18 protein-coding genes are annotated in these 24,211 nt (G+C 57.0%); 6 read left to right on the forward strand and 12 right to left on the reverse strand.

Annotated features, from left to right (window positions below):
- The first annotated feature begins 163 nt into the window (after positions 1-163).
- From CUC55_RS05600 to CUC55_RS05610, 3 genes are all read left to right on the forward strand, one after another.
- On the forward strand, positions 164-2,074 hold the full coding sequence (locus CUC55_RS05600; protein WP_425352756.1) for an alpha-galactosidase: 1,911 nt from the start codon (positions 164-166) through the stop codon (positions 2,072-2,074).
- Entirely contained in the window at positions 2,067-3,158 is a 1,092-nt protein-coding gene (locus CUC55_RS05605) for an ABC transporter ATP-binding protein (RefSeq protein ID WP_103087215.1), read from the forward strand. The genes CUC55_RS05600 and CUC55_RS05605 overlap by 8 nt, the downstream gene beginning before the upstream one ends.
- Positions 3,158-5,089 (forward strand): beta-galactosidase, encoded by a 1,932-nt coding sequence (locus CUC55_RS05610; protein ID WP_103087216.1) that lies wholly within the window; start codon positions 3,158-3,160, stop codon positions 5,087-5,089. The genes CUC55_RS05605 and CUC55_RS05610 overlap by 1 nt, the downstream gene beginning before the upstream one ends.
- A 50-nt stretch (positions 5,090-5,139) precedes the next feature.
- Here CUC55_RS05610 and CUC55_RS05615 read toward each other — a convergent pair whose 3' ends face one another.
- The 10 genes from CUC55_RS05615 to CUC55_RS05660 form a co-directional block, all read right to left on the reverse strand.
- Positions 5,140-7,383, reverse strand: a complete 2,244-nt coding sequence (locus CUC55_RS05615; RefSeq protein ID WP_103087217.1) for a heavy metal translocating P-type ATPase — start codon at positions 7,381-7,383, stop codon at positions 5,140-5,142.
- Between the two features lie 233 nt (positions 7,384-7,616).
- Positions 7,617-8,552 (reverse strand): dihydrodipicolinate synthase family protein, encoded by a 936-nt coding sequence (locus tag CUC55_RS05620; RefSeq protein WP_103087218.1) that lies wholly within the window; start codon positions 8,550-8,552, stop codon positions 7,617-7,619.
- A gap of 158 nt (positions 8,553-8,710) precedes the next feature.
- Entirely contained in the window at positions 8,711-9,430 is a 720-nt protein-coding gene (locus tag CUC55_RS05625; protein WP_103087219.1) for a GntR family transcriptional regulator, read from the reverse strand.
- Positions 9,431-9,544: 114 nt separating this feature from the next.
- Complete coding sequence (locus CUC55_RS23380; RefSeq protein ID WP_103087220.1) at positions 9,545-11,302, reverse strand: ATP-binding protein; 1,758 nt, start codon at positions 11,300-11,302, stop codon at positions 9,545-9,547.
- A gap of 123 nt (positions 11,303-11,425) precedes the next feature.
- Positions 11,426-14,512 (reverse strand): efflux RND transporter permease subunit, encoded by a 3,087-nt coding sequence (locus tag CUC55_RS05635; RefSeq protein WP_103087221.1) that lies wholly within the window; start codon positions 14,510-14,512, stop codon positions 11,426-11,428.
- On the reverse strand, positions 14,509-15,756 hold the full coding sequence (locus CUC55_RS05640; protein WP_067652159.1) for an efflux RND transporter periplasmic adaptor subunit: 1,248 nt from the start codon (positions 15,754-15,756) through the stop codon (positions 14,509-14,511). The genes CUC55_RS05635 and CUC55_RS05640 overlap by 4 nt, the downstream gene beginning before the upstream one ends.
- A gap of 317 nt (positions 15,757-16,073) precedes the next feature.
- Positions 16,074-17,066: an esterase-like activity of phytase family protein gene (locus tag CUC55_RS05645; RefSeq protein WP_067652438.1), complete on the reverse strand. Its 993-nt coding sequence runs from the start codon at positions 17,064-17,066 to the stop codon at positions 16,074-16,076.
- 28 nt (positions 17,067-17,094) lie between these two features.
- Positions 17,095-18,999 (reverse strand): cobaltochelatase subunit CobT, encoded by a 1,905-nt coding sequence (gene cobT / locus CUC55_RS05650; RefSeq protein ID WP_067652163.1) that lies wholly within the window; start codon positions 18,997-18,999, stop codon positions 17,095-17,097.
- A gap of 98 nt (positions 19,000-19,097) precedes the next feature.
- Positions 19,098-20,087 carry a cobaltochelatase subunit CobS gene (gene cobS, locus CUC55_RS05655; RefSeq protein WP_103087222.1) on the reverse strand — a complete coding sequence of 330 codons (990 nt, stop codon included), beginning with the start codon at positions 20,085-20,087 and terminating at the stop codon, positions 19,098-19,100.
- A gap of 64 nt (positions 20,088-20,151) precedes the next feature.
- Entirely contained in the window at positions 20,152-20,778 is a 627-nt protein-coding gene (locus CUC55_RS05660; protein ID WP_103087308.1) for a J domain-containing protein, read from the reverse strand.
- Between the two features lie 114 nt (positions 20,779-20,892).
- On the opposite strand from CUC55_RS05660, the gene CUC55_RS05665 reads away from it, so the two are divergent.
- Positions 20,893-21,174, forward strand: coding sequence for a BolA family protein (locus CUC55_RS05665; protein ID WP_103087223.1), 282 nt, complete (start codon positions 20,893-20,895; stop codon positions 21,172-21,174).
- 10 nt (positions 21,175-21,184) lie between these two features.
- Here the strand turns inward: CUC55_RS05665 and aroB are convergent, their stop codons facing one another.
- Positions 21,185-22,318, reverse strand: coding sequence for a 3-dehydroquinate synthase (gene aroB / locus CUC55_RS05670; RefSeq protein WP_067652170.1), 1,134 nt, complete (start codon positions 22,316-22,318; stop codon positions 21,185-21,187).
- 4 nt (positions 22,319-22,322) lie between these two features.
- Positions 22,323-22,919 (reverse strand): shikimate kinase, encoded by a 597-nt coding sequence (locus CUC55_RS05675; protein ID WP_067652173.1) that lies wholly within the window; start codon positions 22,917-22,919, stop codon positions 22,323-22,325.
- Positions 22,920-23,091: 172 nt separating this feature from the next.
- Between CUC55_RS05675 and CUC55_RS05680 the strand changes: the two genes are divergently transcribed.
- Together CUC55_RS05680 and xerD are read left to right on the forward strand one after the other, a co-directional pair.
- Complete coding sequence (locus tag CUC55_RS05680; protein ID WP_103087224.1) at positions 23,092-23,241, forward strand: hypothetical protein; 150 nt, start codon at positions 23,092-23,094, stop codon at positions 23,239-23,241.
- Between the two features lie 18 nt (positions 23,242-23,259).
- The gene (xerD, locus tag CUC55_RS05685) at positions 23,260-24,204 is read left to right on the forward strand and encodes a site-specific tyrosine recombinase XerD (protein WP_103087225.1); all 945 of its coding nucleotides are present in this window, start codon (positions 23,260-23,262) and stop codon (positions 24,202-24,204) included.
- Positions 24,205-24,211 lie beyond the last annotated feature (7 nt).

The following is a 24,211-nucleotide window of genomic DNA, read 5'->3' on the forward strand; positions in this document are numbered from 1 at the left end:
CTTCACGCTGAACCTTCGCCTGCCCGAACTCGGCATGCCCGAAATCCTGTCCTTTGCAACAGCGGCAACCTCTGTCGATCCGCTGTTTGACATCGAGCGTTCCAGCCGGGTGAACGGCATGGACGTGGCTGTGCCCACCTCGGTGCTGCTGCCAACGGGTGGAATGGGCTTTTTCGGCTGGCCTGCCATTTCAGGCCACCGGCAGGGGCGTGATTTCACGCTGCAGTTCGGCGCGTGGAAGGTGGAAACCGCAGGACATGCGACGATCCTGCGCGGCCATGATGACGTGGTGAAAATCGATATTGCGATCACCCTGACCGAGCATGTGTCCGGCCTGATCTCCATGTCCACATCGCTGACCAACCGTGGAGACACCGACTACCAGCTGGACCGCTGCATGGCGGCCACCTTTGCGTCTTCGGCGGGTGAAACGGAATTGACCACCTTTACCGGCATGTGGGGACGTGAGTTCCAGACCCGCAAGGAAGTTCTCTGCAACGGCATCTGGTCTCAGGAAAGCCGTCGCGGGCGCACATCACATGATCGNTTTCCGATGATCTTTGTCGAAACCGCTGGGCAGCGTTTCGGCGTGACACTCGGATGGAGCGGCAACCACCATGTTGTTATTGACCGCACGGATGATGGCCAGCGGCTGATCCATTTGGGTGAACTGTTCGAGCCGGGTGAAGTCATTCTCCCACCTGGCGAAACCTACCAGAGCCCCGTTGCCTATGCCGGGCCGGATACTGAGGCATTTCACGCCTTCGTGCGCGGTGAGCTTCTGGACTGGCCCGGTGGCAAAATGGCTCCGCGTCCGGTGACGCTGAACACCTGGGAAGGCAACTACTTCGACCACAAGATGGACTCTCTGAAGGCGCAGGCAACAGCTGCGGCAGAGATCGGCATCGAACGCTTCGTGCTGGATGATGGCTGGTTCGGCAAGCGCGATGACGACACCACAAGCCTCGGCGACTGGGATATCGATGCCCGCAAATATCCTAAAGGGCTGAAGCCGCTGGTGGACCACGTGACCGGCCTTGGCATGCAGTTCGGCATCTGGTTCGAGCCTGAAATGATCAACCCGGTATCGGAGCTTTACAAGAAGCACCCGGATTGGGCCTTGCAGATCGATGGTCGTCCGCTGCTGCAATCGCGCACCCAGCTTGTGCTTGATCTGACACGGCAAGAGGTTTCCGACTACCTGTTTGCCAAGATCGACGCTGTCCTTGCCAACCATGCCGTTTCCTATGTGAAGTGGGACATGAACCGCGACCTGACCCATGCGGGCGGGCGTGATGGCAAGGCGAAGATTTCGGCTCAGACCCGCGCCGTCTATGCGCTGATGGACCGCGTGCGCGCGGCGCATCCGACTGTCGAAATCGAAAGCTGCGCCTCCGGCGGTGGCCGCATCGATTTCGGTGCCTTGGCCCGCACCCACCGGGTCTGGACATCGGATTGCACCGACGCTCTGGAACGGCTGGAAATCCAGCGCGGCGCATCGCTGTTCGTGCCGCCGGAAATTCTCGGCAGCCACATTTCCGCGTCGCCCAACCATCAGACGGGCCGCCGCCATACGCTGGCGTTTCGGGGGCTGGTGGCCATGGCTTACCATCTGGGCGTCGAGCTCAATCCGCTGGAATTGACGAACGAGGAACGCAGCGAGCTGAAACTCTACATCGAAACCTACAAGCGGCTTCGTGCCCTGCTGCATGCGCCGGGGGCGAATTTTCAGGCAGAGCCTGTGGACGGACGTTACGTCTGGGGTGCAGCAAGTGCCGACAAGATCGTCGTTATCGTCGCGCAGGGGCCGCAGATGGTGGGCGAGCAACCGGCACCGCTCAAACTGCCTGCCAGCGTGACCAAGCTGGGCGGCACATGGAAAATCACAAATTCACTTCCGGCAAAGCCGGAATTCATTCGCATCTCCGAGGGCCAGACAAAGCTGCTCTCCGGCGATATCAGCTTCGAGCTTTCCAGCGTGGGCCTTACAGGCCTGCCATTGCCGATGCTGAAACCGGAAAGCGCGCTGCTCCTCGAACTGGAACCTGTCAAGGGAGGCAAGATCAATGGCTGACGTAAGCCTGCGCAACGTCAAGAAAGAGTTTGGCGCTCTCAGCGTCATCAAGGGCGTCGATCTCGACGTGAAGGATGGCGAATTCTGCGTCTTTGTTGGCCCCTCCGGCTGCGGGAAATCCACGCTGTTGCGGATGATTGCCGGTCTGGAGCAGATCACCTCCGGTGCCCTTTCCATTGGCGGCAAGGACATGACCAAGATTGGACCCTCGGAACGGGGCGTGGCCATGGNTTTCCAGTCCTATGCACTTTATCCGCATATGACCGTCGCTGAAAACATCGGCTTTGGACTTCGCATGACCGGCCATTCCAAGGAGATGATTGCAGAGCGCACGGCGCATGCGGCCAAACTGTTGCAGCTTGAACCGCTGCTTCAGCGCAAGCCGGGCCAGCTTTCCGGCGGCCAGCGCCAGCGTGTGGCCATTGGCCGTGCCATTGTTCGCAACCCGGAAGTCTTCCTTTTCGATGAGCCGCTGTCCAACCTCGATGCGGCCCTGCGCGTGCAGATGCGCGGCGAGCTTTCTAAGCTGCACAAGGATCTGAAAGCAACGATGATCTATGTGACCCATGACCAGGTGGAAGCCATGACGATGGCCGACAAGATCGTGGTTCTGTCTGCGGGCAAGATCGAGCAGGTTGGAACGCCGCTTGAGCTTTACCACCGTCCGGCAAATCTCTTCGTGGCTGGCTTCATNGGCTCGCCGAAGATGAATGTGCTGAAAGTACCCGCGAAGAGCCAGAGCGGCNAAATCAGTCTGACCCTGCCCGGCAACGTGCCACTTACCCTTGACGGTCCTGCTGGTGCCTCGTTGGCAGGCGCATCTGTTGGCATCCGNCCCGAGCACATGAGTGCCACTGGCGAGGGCGACGTGGTGCTGGAAGGCACGGTGCGGCTTGCGGAATATCTCGGCTCGGAAACGCTGTTCTTCGTGGAACTGGCGGATGGCTCGGAAATCTCCGTCAAGGCGGATGGTCTGGCCAGTGCCAAACCGGGCGATACGCTGAAACTCGGCATCAATGCCAAGGCATGCCACGTCTTTGACGAGCAAGGCCATGCCATCATCAATGGGGATTTGACGCGATAATGCTGGGCGTATGTTATTATCCAGAGCACTGGGACGAAAGCCGTTGGGCTGAAGACGCACGCCGCATGCGCGAGCTTGGCATTTCCTTTGTGCGCATTGGTGAATTTGCCTGGTCGCGGCTTGAGCCTGCGCGTGGGGAATTCGATTTCGGCTGGCTGGACCGGGGGATGGACGTGCTCCATGCCGCTGGCCTCAAGGTTGTGCTGGGAACGCCCACCGCCACGCCACCCAAATGGCTGGTGGATGAGCATCCCGATATTCTGCCCTATGACGAAGACGGCAAGGTGCGCGGCTTTGGCTCGCGTCGGCATTACACCTTTTCGTCTCAAACATGGTGGCGGGAAAGCGCACGCATTGTCGAGATTATTGCGCAGCGTTATGGCGCACATCCCGGCCTCGTCGGCTGGCAGACGGACAACGAATATGGTTGCCACGACACCACCGCATCCTGGGGTCCAGAAGATCTCAAGCATTTCAAGCAATGGCTGCGCCTGCGCTATCAGTCGCCGGAACAGCTGAACGAAGCCTGGGGTTCGGTCTTCTGGTCGATGGAACTGAAGAGTTTCGATGATGTTTCGCTACCGAACCTTACAGTCACCGAAACCAACCCGGCAACCCGCCTCGATTTCTGGCGGTTCCAGTCCGATCAGGTTGCGGCCTATGACAAGATGCAATGCGATATCATTCGGAAGCACTCGCCAAACCGCTGGATCACCCATAATTTCATGGGTTTCGTCTCGGATTTCGACCACTTCAAGGTCGGAGACAATCTCGATCTTGCATCCTGGGACAGCTATCCAATCGGCTTTGTCGAGAAGTTTCCCTTCACCGAAGAAGAGCGCAACTGCTGGGCGCAGACCTCGCATCCCGATATCGCGCCCTACCATCACGACCTCTACCGCAGCGTCGGCAAGGGTCGCTTCTGGGTGATGGAGCAGCAACCCGGCCCGGTGAACTGGGCACCGTGGAACCCGGTGCCGAAGCCCGGCATGGTGAGGCTATGGACATGGGAAGCGCTGGCACACGGGGCTGAGGTCGTCAGCTATTTCCGCTGGCGGCAAGCGCCCTTTGCGCAGGAACAGATGCATGCGGGCCTGAACATGTCAGGTCTGGATGAGCTTTCTCCCGGCGGGCTGGAAGCACAGCAGGTTGGCAAGGAACTCGAGAGCTTCGGCAGCCTGCCGGAAAGCGGCAGGGCGCAGGTCGCACTTGTCTTCGATTACCAGAGCTACTGGACGACAATGATTCAGCCGCAGGCAAAAGACTTCCGTTACGAGGAGCTTTGCTTCCGCTGGTATGAAAGCCTGCGCCGTCTCGGTCTGGATATCGACTTCGTGCGCCCGGGCGATTCGCTCGAAGGCTACGCACTTGTGGTCGTTCCCTGCATGACGGAAGTCGATGTAGCAGCGGAAGCTGCTCTTGCCGGGGCAACAGGGCAAATCCTCATCGGTGCACGCACCGGATCGCGAGACCGCAACTTCGTCATTCCTAAGAATCTGCCGCCGGGACCGTTGGGTGAGCGCACCGGCAACCGTGTCACACAGGTCTCCACCCTGCGACCCGGTCTTTCCGACGCGGTGTCTGGCGAGGTAACCGGCGCTGCCATTCGCTGGCGTGAAACGGTGCAGACGTCTGCCACAGTGGTCGCACGCTTTGCCAATGGCGACCCGGCGCTGACGGNAAAGGGCAATATGCTGTATCTGGCGTGCTGGGCAGACGAGACATTGCTGAGCAACGTGCTGGCGCTGGTGGCTGCAAAGGCTGGTCTTAAAACCATGCCGTTGCCGGATTACATTCGCATACGCCGACGCGGTAATCTGACGTTCGCCTTCAATTACGGTACTGAAACCTGGACCGTGCCGGATGGCGCAAGGCTAGTGCTTGGCAAAAACGTGCTGGAACCACAAGCCGTGTCGGTCTGGAAAGATTAGGCTTCTCCGTCAAAAACGGGGCTGCATTCGATCGTGCAGCCCCTTCTATTTTAAGCTGATTTCAATCGCAGCAGCCTCAAGGCATTGAGCGTTACCAGAACAGTTGCACCCGTGTCGGCCAGAATGGCGGGCCAGAGGCCGGTGAGGCCTATGACTGTCGTCACCAGAAACACCAGCTTCAGGCCCAGCGACATCGCGATATTCTGATGAATATTGCGCATGGTGCGTTTGGACAAATCGACCATATTGGCGATATCGGCGACACGCCCGTGCAGGACGGCGGCGTCTGCCGTTTCCAAGGCGACATCCGTTCCGCCACCCATGGCAATGCCGATATCGGCAGCGGCAAGCGCTGGTGCATCGTTGATACCATCTCCGACCTTGCCGACAACGAAGCCCTGGGCTTTCATCTCTCCGACGATCCGCTGCTTGTCCTCTGGCATCAACTCGGCGCGAACCTCGATGCCGAGGGTTTGACCGATGGCATCCGCGGTGCGTTTGTTATCGCCCGTCAGCATGACGATCTTTATGCCCCTGTCTTTCAGCAAGGACAGGCCGGACATGGCATCGGCACGCGGCTCGTCACGCATGGCGATGGCACCGGCGAGTTTTCCGCCGACCAGCAGAACGGAAACCGTTTTACCCTCATCGTTCAATGCGGCAATTGTCGTGAGATGCCGGTCTGGAATGGCCACTCTCTCGGCGGCAGCGCGGGGGGAGCCCAGAAATATCTCCTGCCCCTCCACGACGGCGGTAACGCCTTTGCCGCCCAGTGCTTTTGCGTCTTGCGCGGCAGGGACGAGGACGCCATCTTTCTCGGCCTTGGCGAGAATGGCGAGTGCAAGCGGGTGGCTCGAACCCGTTTCCAGTGCTGCGGCGAGGCGTAGAACATCCGTTTCAGCTAAATCGAATGGCAGGATATCCGTGACCTTCGGCTTTCCTTCCGTCAACGTCCCGGTCTTGTCCAGCGCAATGGCGGTAAGTTTTCCAAGCCCTTCAAGAACCGCCCCGCCCTTCATCAACAGCCCGCGACGGGCACCAGCAGACAGGGAAGCGGCAATGGCAGCTGGTGTGGAAATGACCAGCGCGCAGGGGCAGCCGATCAACAGAATGGCCAGCCCCTTATNAATCCACTCATTCCAGTCCGCCCCCATGATGACGGGTGGCACAATGGCAACCAACGCTGCGACAAGCACCACTGAAGGAGTGTAATATTTGGAGAAACGGTCGATAAAGCGCTCGGTCGGCGCCTTTTTCTCCTGCGCCTCCTCCACCAGCTTCACGACGCGAGCGATAGTATTGTCTTGCGCTGCCGCCGTGACCCGGACGCGAAGGGCCGCGTTACCATTGACCGTACCGGCAAAGACGACATCGTCCACACCCTTGTTCACCGGCACGCTTTCGCCCGTGACTGGTGCTTCATCGATACTGCTATCACCCGAAACGATCACACCGTCAGCCGAGATACGGTCGCCCGGACGCACGAGGATAATGGCGCCGACGGCAAGCGTTTCGGCCGGCACTTCTCGTGTCTTGCCAGCGTCTTCCAACAATGCCGTCTTGGGAACGAGCGCGGCAAGCGATTTGATGCTGTCTCTGGCTTTCCCGGCAGCCACGCCCTCCAGCAACTCCCCGACAAGAAACAGGAAGACGACGGCGGCCGCTTCTTCGGTTGCATTGATGACGAGAGCGCCAAGCGCCGCAATCGTCATCAGCANTTCTATGGNAAACGGCGTGCCGGCAAATGCAGCCATGATCGCGCGGCGCGCAATCGGCACCAGACCCACGAGCATAGCAAGTGCAAAGGCGTAGATTTGAATAGCGGGAAACAGATGCCCGACACCATAGGCAACGACCAGCGCTACGCCTGCCAGAATAGTCGTTTTACCCNTTTTGCNTTTCCACCAGGCTCCACTGTTCGGCGCGTGGTCATGACCATGCAAACCTTCAACAACCACCGCAGCGCCGACGTCCTGAGAGGTGTGACCGTGACCGTGGTCGTGGTGATGTTCATGGTCATCCGTGCAGCAGGAACCCTGGTGGTGGGATGCTTCCGGTTTGCCGGAAACGCCCGCTGAAAGCTGCGCGGCCTCGTAACCCAGGCTGGTCACCTTTTTCCCGATAGCGATTAGGTCACTTTTCTCATCATGACTGACAGTCATCGTGCCTGCGGTGACGGAGACGGAAACGTCTTCCACTCCTGGCATGCGCCGCACAGCGGTATCGATCTTGGAAGCGCAGGACGCGCAATCCATACCTTCGACGCGAAATCTTGTCTGCAACGACGTTCTCATCTGACATTCCTCTCGGTTATGAGGGATGTCTTACGACCTCTAGCAACTAGAGGTGCAAGGCTAAAAACCTGCNTTTTTTGGTGCTAGGTCATGATGAACCATATGCGCGGCACCACAGCTGGAAATCTGCCGAAAAGCAGATCGCCTGCGTCAAACATCAAACCTTGAAAACGCAAATGCGCCCCGTCAGGGCGCANTTTCTTTTGGTCTGCCTGTAAAAGCGGCGACCAATATCAGTTCGGATAACGCGATGCGTACCATGCCTTGAACAGCGCATACTGGTTTTCAAGCTGGCGGCGCTGGGATGCGCTGAGTTCATCCGTCTCATTGAAGTGCAAGCTGTACTCAGCGTCACCATTCAGCACCATCAGATACTTGTAATGGAGCACCAGATCCGGACCCTCATCATAGGCAGAGAGTACAGTCAGTGCTTCCTCGAGCTCCCGTGCGTCACNGCGCGCCGTAGCGTCACCCTTTGCCGCCTTTTCGCACAGGGAAACGAGGTGCAATACTTCCTTTGGCAGCGCGTTGCCAATGCCCGTGATGGCACCGCCTGCGCCGCAATTTACGAAGCCATGGTAGACGCCGGTATCCACTCCGATCATCAGTGTCAGATCATCATCACCAGCAGTGATGTTTTCGGCAGCATAGGTCATATCCGCCTTGCCACCGAATTCCTTGAAGCCGATGAGGTTCGCGTAACGCGACCGAAGATCGAAAAACAGCTCGGCGCGTGTTGCAAAGCCATAATAGGGGCTGTTGTAGATGACAGCTGGAAGGCCATCAGCGGCCTCCAGAATGGCTGAAAAATGCGCCTTCTGGGCCGAGGACGACGAACCACGAGACAGAACCCGCGGGATGACCATCAGGCCCTTGGCACCAACCTTGGCGGCATGCGCGGCGTGGCTGACAGCAGACTTCGTGTTGATGGCACCGGTGCCGACAATGACGGGAATGCCCGCGTCAGTCAGACGCTTTACGCCTTCCTGGCGCTCTTCATCCGTCAAAAGCGGCCAGTCACCCATCGAACCGCAATAGACGACAGCGGACATGCCAGCCGCGATCAGGTCCTTGCCCNTTTTGACAAGTCCATCAAAATCAGGCGTTCGGTCCGCATTGCATGGCGTCATAAGCGCGGGAATGCAGCCGGTNAAAATCGTATCTGCCATGTCTGAAACCTCATTTTTCTTTAGGGGCGTAATGACCCGTCTCAATCATTGCCCGATGATTATCACGGCGCTTACTACTTGTCGACAAATAAAATACAAGAATTTTCGCGGGTGCGATGTGTGTGACCGTGGGGAGTCGATCCGTGTCGATTAAAACGTCAGAGCGGCAAATCCACGCTCTGGCGGGTATCGGCGGCAATGTATGAGCGAATTTGCTGCACGATCTGATCGGCGTGCGCAACGGCAATCTGGTCCGACTTCCCGACATCCCGCTCAATAATCGCCCGGATCATATCCTCATGTTCGGTAACATAGTGGCGTGGCAAGACATCGTTGAATGACGAATAATAAAGTCGCAGGATGCGGCGTCCCTCATCAAGCAAACGGGTGAAAAGCTCCGTGTAGTGCCGGTTGCGACCAGCCCAGGCGATTGCGAGGTGAAAGTCCCGGTTGGTGGAAATCATGGCAAGAACATCGCGCTCGTTTACCGCCGTCTCGAACGACTTCTGAAACGCCCTGATGGTGACGATATCGTCTTTGGTGTGGTTTGCAGCAGCAAGCCGTGTTGTCACGCGGTACATTAGTGTCAGCGCATCAAAAAATTCGGGAAGACCGAGAAAATCGATTTGCGACACGATGGTTGCGCGGTTTGTCAAAGTGGTGATCAGCCCGTCGGCCGAGAGTTTGACCAGAGCCTCACGGATGGGCGTTCTGGAAAGCTCGAAACGGTCGGAAAGCTGAACTTCATCGATCGGACTTCCGGGCGCAAGCTTGAGTTCGATGATCTCGTTGCGCAAGGTCTCATAGACCGTGGCGACGCCAAATCCTCGGCGATGCGTCTGCTTTTCCCTGTCATCCAGCTTTTGANTTTCAATCATCGCGCACAACCCCACAACCATATCGATATGTTCGTGTACGATATTCAGCGGGATAACGAAATGCCTCTGTAAGGACTGTCGCTCTTGCGGGCTATCAAGCCGCTTCCATACGTTTTATGCGCCTGGAAGTGAATGCTCCGGGGTCAAAACCGGCATGGNAAATGTAAACCGCGTTTCTACGTGGTCGGAGTGAACGGCGATGGCCCCATTATGCGCCTTGGCAATTTCCGAGGCGATGTAGAGCCCGAGACCAAGCCCTTCCATGCTGGGGCGCAGATCACCTCTGCGAAATGGCTGAAACAGCTTATCAAACGTTTCGACAGGAATTGGCGTGCCGACATTGCTGACAGAAATGTGCAGATGGCCATCCCCGACGTAACCTTTGATCGTGACAGGGCCGTCCGTGATGCCGTGTGTCAAGGCATTCGACACGAGATTGGAGAACATCTGGGCTATCCGCAAACGGTCGATGAACAGCGGCTTGGAAATGTCGAAATCGACCTCGATGCTTCTATCGGGATGTGCAACGAGAAGTTCATCAATGACGTGGGACAATGTGGTCGCAACGTCGTGCTCGGCAATATCAAGAGAAATACCGCCGCCCAGCCTCGCCCGTGCCAGATCCATGACGTTGTCGACCAGTCCGCCCATGCGGGCAATGCTGGACCTCATCAGCTTCAGTATCAGCGGGCTGCGCTCGGTCCAGCCTTCTTTCAAGAGGCGGGATGTACCCGCGTCTACAGCAGCAATAGGATTGCGCAGGTCATGGCCGAGAACCGCGATGAACTGCTCGCGAAGCTCCGACACCTGCCGCTCACGCTCAAGCATATCCTGTGTCAGTTTCAGCCTTTCATCTGCATCCAGATGATGGCCGATCAATTCGGCAAAAAGCCGGAAGGCACCCAGAACCTGCGGATTATTGACCTTGGCAGGGTTGGGATCGATCGCACATAACGAGCCAAAGAACTGGCCGTTGGACAGTATGATCGGTACTGAAATATAGCTCCGAAGGCCATAGATCCGCGGCGTATGATGATCTTTGTAAAGAGGATCGGTCGCGGAATCGTCGAAGACGACGGCTTCGCGGTGATCACGGATTTCATTGCACAATGTACTTTCAACCGGCAGTTCATCGCCAGGCTTCAGGCCAAACCCAACGTGATCGAGCGACTGGCAGGTAACCCATCGGTCTTTCGTTACCCTGGTAACAGCGGCAAAACCCATGCCGGTCATACGAAGCACGACGTCCAGAATAGTGGGAACCGCGGCGATGCCGCCTACCCTCTCGATGTCTTTCGAAAAATCGCTTTGGTCGCCTGAAAAATCCGGCAGAAGGCTGCGTGCCTGCGCCAGATCACTCGATAGCGCACCAATCAAATCCACGGTTTCAAAGGCAGACGTGGCGGCACTGGCCAGTGCCTCGAGGACATCGATCTCCCATTGGGTCGGCTCATAGACATAAGACCAGTAAGCGCCGATTGCGCCGATGGGATTGTTTGCGCCCACCGGCGCCATAACCAAAGCCTTGACGAAGGTGTCGGCGTAAAGGTCGTGCGGGATACGTTCATCNTTTACGATGTCCGGAATCACAGCCGTCTTCCGGTTCATCATCGCCCAGCCGCTGATGCATGCGGCAGCCGGAAATCTCTTCCCTTTCCAAAGAGGACCAACGGCATCCTCTTCGACATAGTGGCAGAGGTCGTTATCCCGACGGATAATGGCGATGCCCTGACATCCCATGAGCGCGCGGGCCGATGCGCGAACAGCCTCGATGACGTCGTCCTGTGTCCTTGCGCCTGCAATTCTTGCAGTTGCCTCGGTCAAGCTGGAAAGCGACGTCAACGGGATCGATGAGAAGTCACGCAATGCCATGTCGGTCGTCTTTCCCGGACTATGGCCGTGTTGCAACAGAGATTAGCACCTTTGCACATGTACACGAATAGAGCAAATGCATGATATTGCAGGTCCATTCGTGACAGAGATGCGGCCGTTGCCCTATTGCGTGACAGGCTCCTGCCGTTTGGACTTCCATAACGATTTCAGGAAGTCTGAGAAACGCTCTACCTCCACGAATATCACCGGCGTCATGAAAAGCGTCAAAATCTGGCTGACGATAAGTCCTCCGACCACGGCAATACCGAGCGGTTGACGAAGCTCCGAGCTCGCGCCCGTTCCCAAAGCGATGGGAAGAGCACCGAAAAGCGCGCAGAATGTCGTCATCATGATCGGACGGAGGCGCCGCACGGCTGCTTCGTGGATAGCCTCCAGCGTTGGCATTTTCTCATCGCGTTGCAAGGTCAAGGCAACATCGATCATCATGATCGCATTCTTCTTGACGATACCTATCAGCATCAGCAATCCGATCAGCGCGATGATGGACAGGTCAAAGCCGAACAGCTTGAGGGTGAGCAGCGCGCCAAACGCCGCCGATGGCAGGCCGGACAGGATGGTCAACGGATGCAGGAAGCTTTCATAGAACACGCCCAGCACGATGTAGATGGTAAGGATCGCCGCGCCGATGAGCAGGCCGGTGCTATCACTGGTCTGTTTGAATATCTGCGCGGCACCGGCGAGACTGGTTGTTACAGTCGAGGGAAGCTGTATCTGCTGCTTGATTTGATCCAGCTGCTCCGTCGTGGTGCCCAGCGCTACGCCTGCTGGAAGGTTGAACGACAGGGTAACAGCTGTCAGCTGTCCGGTCTGGTTGACGGTAACTGGACCGGAGACGCGCGTTANTTTTGCGAAGCTCAACAGCGGAACGAGCGTTCCGGATGTCGAGCCGACTTTGAGCGCACCCAGCGTCTGCTCGTTCCATTCCAACGACTGATCATATTCGAGAATGACGTCATAGCTGTTGCCGGTCGTCTGGATTTGCGTTGCGACATAGCTGCCGAACGCTGCTTCCAGCGTCGTGCGCAAGGCCTGTGATGTCACGCCGAGGCTGTTTGCTCTATCGTGATCGACCTCGATGTGGGCCTGAAGCGCACTGTCCTGCAAGTCGGATGCGACATCGACGAAATGCGCGCTATCTGCCCGCATGGCGTCTCCGAGTGTCTGAGACCATTGCCGCGCAGCGGACGCATCGATGGATTGCAGCACGACCTGATAAAGGCTCTGGGTGCTTCTTCCGCCAAACCGCAGACTTTGCTGCGGAGTGATGAATGTTTTCAGACCGGCAATGCTGGATAACGAGTGCCGCAACGTACCCAGCGTCACGTCAAGCGCCGGCCTGTCGTCGGCGGGTTTCAACTGCACCAGAAGCGTACCTGAGTTCAGCGCCGAACCGCCAGGGCCGGAACCCAGCGTGGAGGTGACGTGGGCCACGGCGGGATCGGCCGACAGGATATCTGCGGCCTTCGTCTGAAGCGCGTTCATCGCCTTATAGGATATGTCCTGCCGAGCCTGCGTCGAAACCGTCAACAGGCCAATGTCTTCGGTCGGAAAGAAGCTGCGGGCGAGGCTCGAGAACATCCAGCCGGAACCGATCAAGGTGAGAACGAACAGAATTATGACAACGAAGCGGTGCGCAAGGCACCAGCCGACCGATCGGCCATAGGCATCCGTTGCCCGGTCGAACAACGTCTTTTTCGGGTTCTCTGGCGCCTCGTGGTGTGGCAACCGTGCGGCCAACATGGGCGTAACCGTAAGCGAAACGACAGCAGACGACATGATGGCAAGCGTGACGACCACGCCGAATTCGTTCAGCACGCGTCCAACGATACCGCCCATCAGGAGGATCGGCAAAAAGACGGCGACCAGCGAGATCGACATCGAGATGATAGTGCCGGTGACTTCGCTGCTGCCTTCAATGGCTGCCTGAAACGGCGGCATGCCCTCTTCGACTTTGCGGACGATATTTTCCAGCATCACGATGGCATCATCCACCACCAGACCGACTGAAAGTGTCAATCCGAGCAGGGAGATGTTGTCGATCGAAAATCCGAGCGCATACATCGCACCCAATGTGGCAACCAGAGACAATGGTACGGCAAGGCCTGGAATGAGCGTGGCCCATATCTGACGCAGGAAGAGATAGATGACCAGGATCACCAAGCCGAGTGTCACCATAAGCGTCACTTCGACGTCGGCAACCGCGGCACGGATGGAGACCGACGCATCGTTGACGACATTGATGTGCATATTCCCGGGCAAGCCCGCCTGCAACTCCGGAAGTTTCGCCTTGATGGCATCAACGACGGCCACGGTATTTGCGCCCGGCTGACGCTGCACGGCCAGGACAATGGCTGGCGTACCATCCAGCCAGCTGCCCTGATTGACGACTTCCACACTGTCCTTGACTGTGGCGACATCCTGAAGGCGGACGGCCCGGCCATTTGGATTAGCGATAATCAACGTGCGAAACGCAGCCGCGTTGGTACGTTGTGTGGATGCATCCAACGTCAATGCTTGCGACGAATTTTGCAGGGTGCCAATCGGTGATTGATTGTTCGCGGCAGCCAGCGTCGTTGAAAGACTATCGAGCGACAAGCCACGGCTGGACAGTTTCGACGGATCGACCTCCACGCGCACGGCATAGGTCTTGGCACCGAAAATCTGCGCCTGCGCTACGCCTGAGATAGTGGATAAGGCAGGTGAAATGACATTCTCGGCCAGATCATCCATCTTCGTCAGTTCGGCACCGTCGCTGGTGAGCGCGAGAATGATCACCGCAGCGTCAGCGGGGTTAGCCTTACGATAGCTCGGCGGCGACGTCATATTGTCAGGCAATTGCCTTTGAGCGCGCGCAATGGCCGCCTGGACGTCCGCGGCTGCGGCATCGATGTTTCGTGACAGATTAAACTGGATCGTGATCTGTGTGTTGCCGAGCGAAGAGCTGGCCGTGATCGTATCGATACCAGCAATGGTCTCGAATTGTTTGATAAGGGGCGTCGCGACCGAACTCGCCATGGTGTCAGGCGCTGCGCCCGCAAGCTGTGCGTTCACATTGATAGTCGGGAAGTCTGCCTGAGGTAGTGCTGCAACTGGCAGGTTTTTGTAGGCAGATGCACCGGCGATCAGCACGCCGATGATGAGAAGGATCGTGGCAACCGGCCGACGGATGAAAATCTCGGAAATGTTCATGGCGCAGTACCGGCGATGGCGTCAGCTTTCGGAGCGGCTTCATGTGTTTGTTCAGCGACGGTCACATGACTGCCATTCGTCAGGCTGGCCTGCCCTTCGACAACGACCGCCTCGCCATCTGCCAAGCCTTGCGAGAGACCGGCTATCTTGCCGTCACTGAGGGCCAGCGTCACCTTGCGCAATTCAACCGTATTGTCGGGATGGACGACATAAGAAACATATCCATCGCCACGAGGCTGAAGTGCAACAAGAGGAACCGTCACCAGATTATCGATTTTACCCGCATTGACCGTGACATTCAAAGATTGGCCGGGCCAGAACGTTTCGGCTTCATTGTCTAGACGGACACGCAGTTTGAACGTCCCGGACGCGGAATCGATCGTGTTGTCGATGAAGACGATGTCACCAGACCCGGACATTTTTTCGGTCTGCCCCTGGGTTGGATACACATCTGCCGTCAGACTTTTATTGGAAAGGTTCGTACGAACGAGATCGATATCCGGTTCCGGCAAGGTAAATTCGGCGTAGACCGGCTTCATCTGCGTCAACATCACGACATTGGCGCCAGGAGCCACATATGCGCCTCGCGACAAAAGGACAGCACCCAGTTTGCCATCAAAGGGCGCATGGATTTGGGTTTGCGACAGCACAACATTGTCGGCCGCAAGATTTGCCTTGTCGACGGAAACAGTAGCAGCAGCCTGTTTGGCCGTCGCGGTGGCATCACTGAATTGCTGCTGGGTGTCGACGCCTGATTTACTCAGGCTTTCCACTCGGCCAAGTGTCGCATTCGCAGCATCCAGCACCGATTGATCCTTGGCCAGTTGCGCTTCGTCGCGCTCGATATTCGCCTTGATCGTTCGGTCATCCAGTTGCACCAGCAGATCGCCCGCCTTGACCTCCGCACCATCGCTTGCCAGCACATTTGCAACAATGCCGGAAATAGGGCTCGTCAGTGCGGTCTGCGCTACGGGAACGATCGAGCCGATCGTCTGGCGCAAGACCGGCATCGATGCCGTCCTGGCAACCGCCACCTTTACCGCTGAAACACGCGCGCCAGCCTGTCCGCCACCGCCCCGTTTGCCGCCGCCCTTGGACTGACCCTCTGCCGCAGCATGGGTATCCGACGTCTTGACCGAGGTCTGGCTTGCCCATGCAGGAAGATACGATTCCACTGTTTCGCGATTGATGAACAGCACGGCGGAAATGGCAGCGATCAGCACGACTGTAATGACATATTTCATGCGGAAGTCCTTTGGACAGCTTAGCAAATGCGCGACAGGCTAATCGATACACTTCACGGTCGGAGTATATTCCTGGTAGAACAGCGAATGATAAAGTCAGTGAACGTGTATCTTCAGAGTCGTATTATGCAAACGAAATGGGTTGTATCGATAGGGCTGTAGAGAACGGGTCTCTAGCATCCCTCTAAACCACTTAACGCGCCAAATACTCAAAACGGAAGATGATGGAAGATTAAATTGCTGTAATATTTGAGATATTCGTNAAAAAGCAATGACTGTTCTATCTGACAATTTGCGATTTCATACCAAAAACAGCTCTATTGGGTGAGCTTGAATTCCAGCATGATGTTTCTTTGCAGGAAAGAATGATTGTCGTCCGAAACAAGAATGACGTGTGTCGAGCCATCCGGACCGGCGATGACATCGATACCCTCCATATTGTCGATCTGGTTTGAAAGATCGGCTTTCATGAGAACTTCACCATCAACGACAGCGCCGGGTTTGATGGCATCGACAGAAATACGACGGATGCGCATTCCTATACCCTCGGCCAGATTGAAGCGGCGTTCCAGCAACAGCAGATCGCCGTTGGGCAAAAAGGCTCCGTCTGTTACCGAAAAGGAGCTGTCATGGGCGACGGCAAAAATTCCCTTGCGCGGTCCTTCGAGGACAGCTGCAAAGAGGTGTCCATCCTTGTCGAAGCTCCCCTCCGCGACGATCACCATAGCCCCCTTGAGAGGCCCGTCGATGGGCGAGAGCACAAGCGTCTCTATTCCGGCGTTGCGACGAAACTCCTCAATCGGGATGAGGACCGGCAATTGCCCTACAGGCTTTGCAGTTGCGAGATCTTTTCGGGCGAATATTTCGATCCGCGGCCAACGCTCGTAGCTGACGAAGGCTTGACCGGCGCGGAGCGCCAGTCCTTCCGCGTCCATATCCATCTTGCGTTTCGCCTCGTGGCCATTTTCATCCAGCATGGTGTCGATGCGGACATCTGAAATGCCAGACAACACATCGGATGGGTTGCGATCTATGGCGCCAGTGAGCCAGTGGCCGGTGTCCAGCACCGCAAGAAAATGACGGCCATCCGGTAGAAAACGAATGCTGGAGATTGCGCCAAAAAGCGGTTCGGGAGAATGCATGATCAGCCCGCCGACGAATTCCAGCTTGCCGAACCGTTTCTCTTCTGAACCGACTTTGAACGTGGGTATCTGACGCGCGCTGACAGGCACATCGACTGTGGACGCAGCCATGGTGGAGGGCGCTAGTGTGCCCGTCAGAACGAGCGCTGCACCAAGAGCCCGTTTCATGATCCGAATGGCAGCAGCAAAAAACTGCCTAGCTGGCACGGCGTGCCCTGCCGGAACGGCGTGGCGCGCTGCTGGTGTCCTCGAAAAGGGCTGCCAGTTGTTCGGTCATCGCGCCCGCCAGTTCGTCAGCGTCCACGATTGTCACGGCGCGACGATAATAGCGCGTCACATCGTGGCCGATGCCGATGGCAAGCAGTTCGACCGATGACTTCGTTTCGATCTGCTCGATGACGGCGCGCAGATGCCGCTCCAGATAATTGCCGGGATTGACCGAAAGCGTGGAATCATCCACCGGCGCACCGTCGGAGATCATCATCATGATCTTGCGCTGTTCGGGACGATTGATGAGGCGATTATGCGCCCACATCAGCGCTTCACCGTCGATATTTTCTTTCAGCAGGCCTTCACGCATCATCAGGCCGAGGTTCCGGCGCGAGCGACGCCATGGGGCGTCTGCCGATTTGTAGATGATGTGGCGCAGATCATTGAGGCGCCCCGGAGATGGTGGCTTGCCACCGGCCAGCCACTGCTCGCGCGATTGCCCACCCTTCCAGGCCTTCGTCGTAAAGCCGAGAATCTCCACCTTCACGCCAGAACGCTCCAGCGTGCGCGCAAGAATATCGGCGCAGGTGGCGGCAACGGTAATCGGGCGGCCGCGCATGGAGCCGGAATTATCGATGACCAACGAAACGACCGTATCGCGGAACTTGGTGTCACGCTCCTTCTTGAAGGACAATGGCTGCATCGGATCGATGACGAGGCGCACAAGACGTGCCGGGTCGAGGTATCCCTCCTCCAGATCGAAATCCCAGGAACGGTTCTGCTGCGCCATCAGGCGGCGTTGCAGCCGGTTGGCCAAGCGTCCGACCGCACCCTGCAAGTGAGCAAGCTGCTTGTCGAGGAAGGCGCGGAGACGGTCCAGTTCGGCTTCGTCGCAAAGCTCCTCGGCCGAAATTTCTTCGTCGAACTCCTGTGTGAAGATGCGGTAATCCACCTTCTCATTGAAGTCATCGAAAGGGCTGTTGGGACGGCGGGTTTCGCCGGGAGTTTCGGAGTCCTCATCGAGATCGTCGGACATTTCGTCTTCAGACATCTCGGCGCCGTCCATCTCGCCGTCTTCCATCTGCTCCTGAGAAGCTTCGCTCTCTTCGGCAGGGGCGGCATCTGAACCGGCCTCTTCCTCGATCTGCTCTTCCTGCGTCTCGTTGCTGGCAGGCTGATCTTCTTCGGAATCCGTCTCCTGGCTTTCGTCCTGATCCTCGTCGTCGCCAAAATCCTCCGCCATCTGCATGGAAGTCAGCATCTTACGGACGAGCCTGGAAAATGCCTTTTGGTCGTCCATGACCTTCGACAGGTCCTGAAGATCGGCAGATGCCTTTTCCTCGATGAAAGAACGCCACAAATCCAGAACCTTGCCGGCACTCTGGGGCGGCTTTTCACCCGTCAGCCTTTCGCGCACCATCATCGCCACCGCTTCGGAAAGCGGTGCGTCTTCCTGCGTATCGATGTTGACGAAATTCGCCTTGGCATATTTCTCGGTGTTCATCGCCCGGATGTTGGACGCCATGCCGGCCATGCGCCGTGCGCCGATGGATTCGACGCGGGCCTGTTCCACCGCATCGAAGATGAGACGGGCATCCGGCTCTTGAGGCGACATGGTGGCGTGGACATCGCTATTGTGACAGGCAAGCCGCAATGCCATGGAATCACCCAGACCACGGGTGACAGCAATTTCCTGTGCGGTCGGCTTCCTGGAAATTTCCGGCAGGCGCATACGCTCACCGGTAAGGCCCGGCCGCTCATTGGCGAACACGACTTCGACCTGCGCATCGCCTGCAACGGAGCGCACGCATCCTGTGATGGCCTGACGCAAAGGTTCGGAATCGATTACCGCCCCGGATTTGGGTCTCACATTGTCGCCACGGCCTGCCATTGTCTTTCCTGTCGATCCTGAACGCCACCCTTATCACCAAGGCTAAAGGGTGGCTTTTTCAACGCGTCNGTGATGCCTTCCGGAAAAACCGGAAAATATCAGGCGCTGAGAACGATGTTCGCAGCACTTTCTTTCAACTCAACGCCGAATGCGCGCTGATAATGTTCGGCCACCAGCGTCCGCTCAAGCTCATCGCACTTGTTGAGGAAGGTAACGCGGAAAGCAAAAGCGATATCGCCGAAGATATCGGCATTTTCTGCCCAGGTGATGACTGTGCGCGGGCTCATGACCGTAGAGAGATCACCGTTGACGAAGGCCGAACGAGTCAGGTCGGCCACACGCACCATCTTCGATGCTGTTTCGCGGCCCTTGGCGTTATCGAGGCTCTTCACCTTGGCGACGACGATGGCAACTTCCTGCTCGTGTGGTAGATAGTTCAGCGTTGTCACGACAGACCAACGGTCCATCTGCGCCTGGTTGATCTGCTGCGTGCCATGGTAAAGACCGGTCGTATCACCAAGACCAACCGTATTGGCAGTCGCGAAAATACGGAAGGCAGGGTGCGGGCGGATGACGCGGCTCTGGTCAAGCAAAGTCAAACGGCCGGAGGATTCCAGCACACGCTGAATAACGAACATCACGTCCGGGCGACCGGCATCATACTCATCGNAAACCAATGCCACATTGTGCTGGTAAGCCCAGGGCAGAATGCCGTCCTTGAATTCCGTGACCTGTTTGCCGTCTTTCAGAACGATGGCGTCCTTGCCGACGAGGTCGATACGGCTGACGTGGCTGTCGAGATTGACGCGCACGCAAGGCCAGTTCAGCCGCGCGGCCACCTGTTCGATATGGGTAGATTTGCCGGTGCCGTGGAAGCCGGACACCATGACGCGTCGGTTGTGAGCAAAGCCGGCTAGAATGGCGAGCGTGGTGTCACGGTCAAACAGGTAGTCGGGGTCTAGGTCCGGCACATAAGCGTCGCCCTGCGAATAGGCGGGCACACGAAGGTCCGCATCGATACCGAAAACATCGCGCACAGACACAGTCGTATCCGGCAGGTTGGTAATATCCAGGTCAATTTTGCTCATAACGTCTCCAAGGCNGGTAGCAGCCACCCGGCCACATATCTATCAGGCGATCACAGGAAAGGGCTTAGCAGAAACCAGATTGCTTTAACAATTGGTACGCTTGAATAACAGCACGAAAACGCTCTTCCGAACCACGATCACCACCATTAGCATCAGGATGATGNTTTTTGACAAGCTCTTTATAGCTCTTTTTGATCTCTTCTTGCTTGGCATTTGCAGAAAGTCCGAGCGTATCGAAAGCTTTTTGTTCCAGCGTCTTCAGCTTGCGGCTCTGCGCATAACGCGGGCCGCCGCTACGTCCCTGACCTGTAAAGCCGAAAGGATCACGGATGCGCGCATTGGTCGCGCCAGCAGAACCCGAGCGCAATGTGGAGTGCAACGGACTGTCGCCAGCGGTCTTGTTCACCCCGACCGTCCATGTTGGGCGGTGGCCGGTAATGGCTTCTTTCTGATACCGGGCAATCTCGCTATCTGAGAGACCCAAGAAATAATTATAGCCTTTGTTATAGTCTTTCACATGCTCGAAACAAAACATGAAGAACTGCCCCTCGGCGTTACGGCCGACAGGTGCGCGGTGAACGCCCGGTTTTTCGCATCCGTCCCACTGGCAGGCTGGAGCTTTGATCTCCGGCTCCGGCTCCCNTTTGCGACGCGTGCGAATACGGTCGAAATATTTCGAATCCAATTTCATGGTAACCTGATTATGGTGCGCGAGAATGCGCACGACAAGAATTGACAAATCGGAATGTTACAGGCTCTTAGAGAGCCCTTTTTCAGAGGCAATAACGATTTGGAGACCGAACAGATGTCCTTGCGCCAGAGCATTGAAAACAAGCTCAAAGAGACGNTTTTACCGGTCAGGTTGAACGTTATCGACGAGAGTCATTTACACGCTGGCCATCAGCCCGACATGACCGGAACGGATGAGACGCACATGCGTGTTCAGATAGTGTCGGAAAGCTTTTCCGGCAAGTCACGAGTGGATCGTCACCGCGCGATCAATGCCCTGTTGAAGCCGGAACTGGATGCCGGACTTCACGCGCTCGCAATAGATGTCGCAGCACCGGGCGAAGCCACACGTTTCTGACCTGATCCAGTTAGCCGGGGTGTTTTTCGGTCAGGAAGGACTGCACCTCGGAGGAGGCAACGTCATCGGCGACGAATGATTGCCCGATGCCGTGGGTCAGGATGAAGGTAAGTTTGCCGCCCTTTACCTTCTTGTCCTGCGCAATCGCCGCCATCAATGTTTCCACCGGTGGCAATTCGCCGGGAATGTCTTTCATCGTCGTCGGCAGGCCCACGGCCCTCAGATGCGCCTCGACACGGGCGGCATCATCTGGGCTCGCTAGATTGAGGCGGGCTGAAAACTGGTGCGCCAACACCATGCCGATAGCCACGCCTTCGCCATGCACCAGACGCTTGCTGTCATATTCCGTTGCTGCTTCCAGCGCGTGACCGAATGTGTGGCCAAGATTGAGAAGCGCACGAACACCATGCTCTTTCTCGTCCGCGACGACCACATCCGCTTTCGCCTGACAACTGGTGGCAATGGCTTTGATACGGGCAGGGCCGCCCTTGACGACATCCGGCCAATTGTTTTCCAGCCACTCGAAAAACTCCGGCTTGTCGATAAGTCCGTATTTGACGACTTCAGCATAACCGGCACGAAATTCGCGTGGGCTCAAAGTATCCAGCACTGCGGTATCTGCCAGAACGAGATCGGCCTGGTGAAAAACGCCGAGAAGATTTTTGCCGTATCGCGAGTTGATGCCGGTCTTGCCGCCGACGGATGAATCCACCTGTGCTAGAAGCGATGTCGGTATCTGCACAAAGCGAACACCGCGGCGCACGATCCCCGCCGCAAAGCCTGCGAGATCGCCAATCACACCGCCACCCAGCGCAATCACGGCATCGTTACGCTCTACGCGGGCAGCCAGAACGGTGTCGCAAACCGTCATCAGATGTTCGAAGCTCTTGGTCTTTTCACCGGCAGGAAGGGTGAGAGACACAGCCTCGATACCGTCGGTCTGAAGGCCGTCCATCAGGGCTTCTAGGTAAAGAGGTGCCACATGCTCATCTGTTATGATGGCGGCGCGCTTGCCCTTGAGACGGGAGGAAATCTCACCGCCGGCACGCGCCACCAGACCGGGGCCGATCAGAATATCATAGGCACGATCACCAAGCGGCACATGGACGAGGTGTTCTTCGGTCTGGCTGGGAAGAGATGTCATAAGATCAGGCCTTCTGTTCCGCACCAACGATGGCTTCGAGTACCTCGTTCACGATGATTTCCTTGCGGACATCGCGTGACTCGATCGTTATGTCGGCTTCTTCATAAATCGGATGACGACGCTCCATCAGTTCCATCAACGTCGCCTTCGGGTTCTCGGTTTTCAGCAAAGGACGGTTGTCGCGCTTGTTGACGCGCTCCCACAGCACCTCGATGTCGGCTTTCAGCCACATGGAGAGACCGCCACGCTTAATGTGCCGACGTGTGCTTTCGTTCACGAAGGCGCCGCCGCCTGTGGAGACCACCTTCGGTCCGCCGCGAAGCAGGCGCTTGATCACCCGCTTTTCCAGCGCGCGAAACTCGTCTTCGCCATAGGACGCGAAAAGCTCTGGAATCGTCATGCGCGATACGCGCTCGATTTCGATATCCGTATCAACAAAAGGAATTTTAAGGTGTTGCGCGACCAGCCTGCCGATTGCGGACTTGCCCGCACCCATCAATCCCACGAAAACGAGGTTTCGTCGTCCAAGCTTTGCCCGCGCTCTTTCACCGATCGTTTTTTCACCCAATCCAGGATGAAAATTTGTGTTGGTTTCACTCATGAATGATGGCCCGTTTGGGATCGGTATCTGCAAATGTTTACGAAGCGTCAAGCCAAATTGCGGCTTATAGAAAGAGAATCGCCCGAAAGACGCGCCTTACGTTTAAAGCAGCAGCCTTGTCCTTGCTTCAAGCGCGTCTCATATAAGACCTGAGACGTGTACCGGAGTTTCCATGCCAACCCTTTTTCGCTTCATCTTTGTCCTGGCGGCCATTGCGGGTATCATTTATGGCAGCATGGTTTCGCTCGTGTCGCTGGTCCAGCCGAGAGAGCGGGAGGTCACCGTGCGCATTCCCTCCGAGCGTCTGAACCCCACCCCCTGATCTAACGAAAGCGCATCGATGGCTGGTCAGGACGCCGCAAGGCTGGAAAGTTTTCTGGAAATGATGAGCGCCGAACGCGGCGCTGCGGNAAACACACTGTCGTCCTATGAGCGCGATCTGACCGACCTGACGGACTTCCTGCGAGAACGCAATACCGCGATATCGGAGGCGACGACGGAAGACCTTTCAGCCTATCTTGGGCATCTCTCAACGCAAGGATTTGCAGCGTCCTCGCAAGCGCGGCGCCTGTCCTCAACACGCCAATTCTACAAGTTTCTCTACACCGAAGGGCTGCGAGGCGACGACCCCACCGGCATACTGGACGCACCGAAAAAAGGTCGCTCCCTTCCCAAAATCATGAGCGTGTCAGATGTCACGAAGCTTCTGGCACAGGCGCAGACGGAAGCCGAAACGGAAGGGGCCGGGCAAGTTGCCCGCATCCGAATGCATCTGTTGCTGGAGCTCCTCTACGCCACCGGCATGCGTGTCAGCGAACTGGTTTCGCTTCCGGCCACGGTTTTACGCCATGAAGGCCGCTTCCTGATGATCCGTGGCAAGGGCAACAAGGACCGGATGGTTCTGCTTTCGCGGGCCGCCATGGAAGCTATGGAGACCTATGACAAAGCCAGAAAAGCGCTCGTCCGGGGGCAGTCAGAAAGCCCATGGTTGTTTCCTTCCAATGGCAAGGAAGGACATCTGCCGCGTCAGGTTTTTGCCCGCGACCTGAAAGATATCGCGATCAGGGCGGGTCTTTCACCTTCGGCAATTTCACCGCACATCATGCGTCATGCCTTTGCCAGCCACCTGTTACAAAATGGTGCCGACCTGCGTGCGGTGCAGGAACTGCTTGGTCATTCGGACATTTCCACGACACAAATCTATACACATGTGCTGGAAGAAAGGCTTCAAGAGCTGGTACAAACGCACCACCCTCTTGCCAAACAGGCCAAAAACCTTGAATAGAGCGATC

The organism is Agrobacterium bohemicum (assembly GCF_002896715.1).
GTDB classification, from domain to species: Bacteria; Pseudomonadota; Alphaproteobacteria; order Rhizobiales; family Rhizobiaceae; genus Agrobacterium; species Agrobacterium bohemicum.

Excerpts from the sequence above, each read along its gene's own strand:
- CUC55_RS05640 (WP_067652159.1), bottom strand. The coding sequence starts at position 15,756 with ATGAAATATGTCATTACAGTCGTGCTGATCGCTGCCATTTCCGCCGTG.
- CUC55_RS05645 (WP_067652438.1), bottom strand. The coding sequence starts at position 17,066 with ATGAAACGGGCTCTTGGTGCAGCGCTCGTTCTGACGGGCACACTAGCG.
- cobT (WP_067652163.1), bottom strand. The coding sequence starts at position 18,999 with ATGGCAGGCCGTGGCGACAATGTGAGACCCAAATCCGGGGCGGTAATC.
- aroB (WP_067652170.1), bottom strand. The coding sequence starts at position 22,318 with ATGACATCTCTTCCCAGCCAGACCGAAGAACACCTCGTCCATGTGCCG.
- CUC55_RS05675 (WP_067652173.1), bottom strand. The coding sequence starts at position 22,919 with ATGAGTGAAACCAACACAAATTTTCATCCTGGATTGGGTGAAAAAACG.
- CUC55_RS05680 (WP_103087224.1), top strand. The coding sequence starts at position 23,092 with ATGCCAACCCTTTTTCGCTTCATCTTTGTCCTGGCGGCCATTGCGGGT.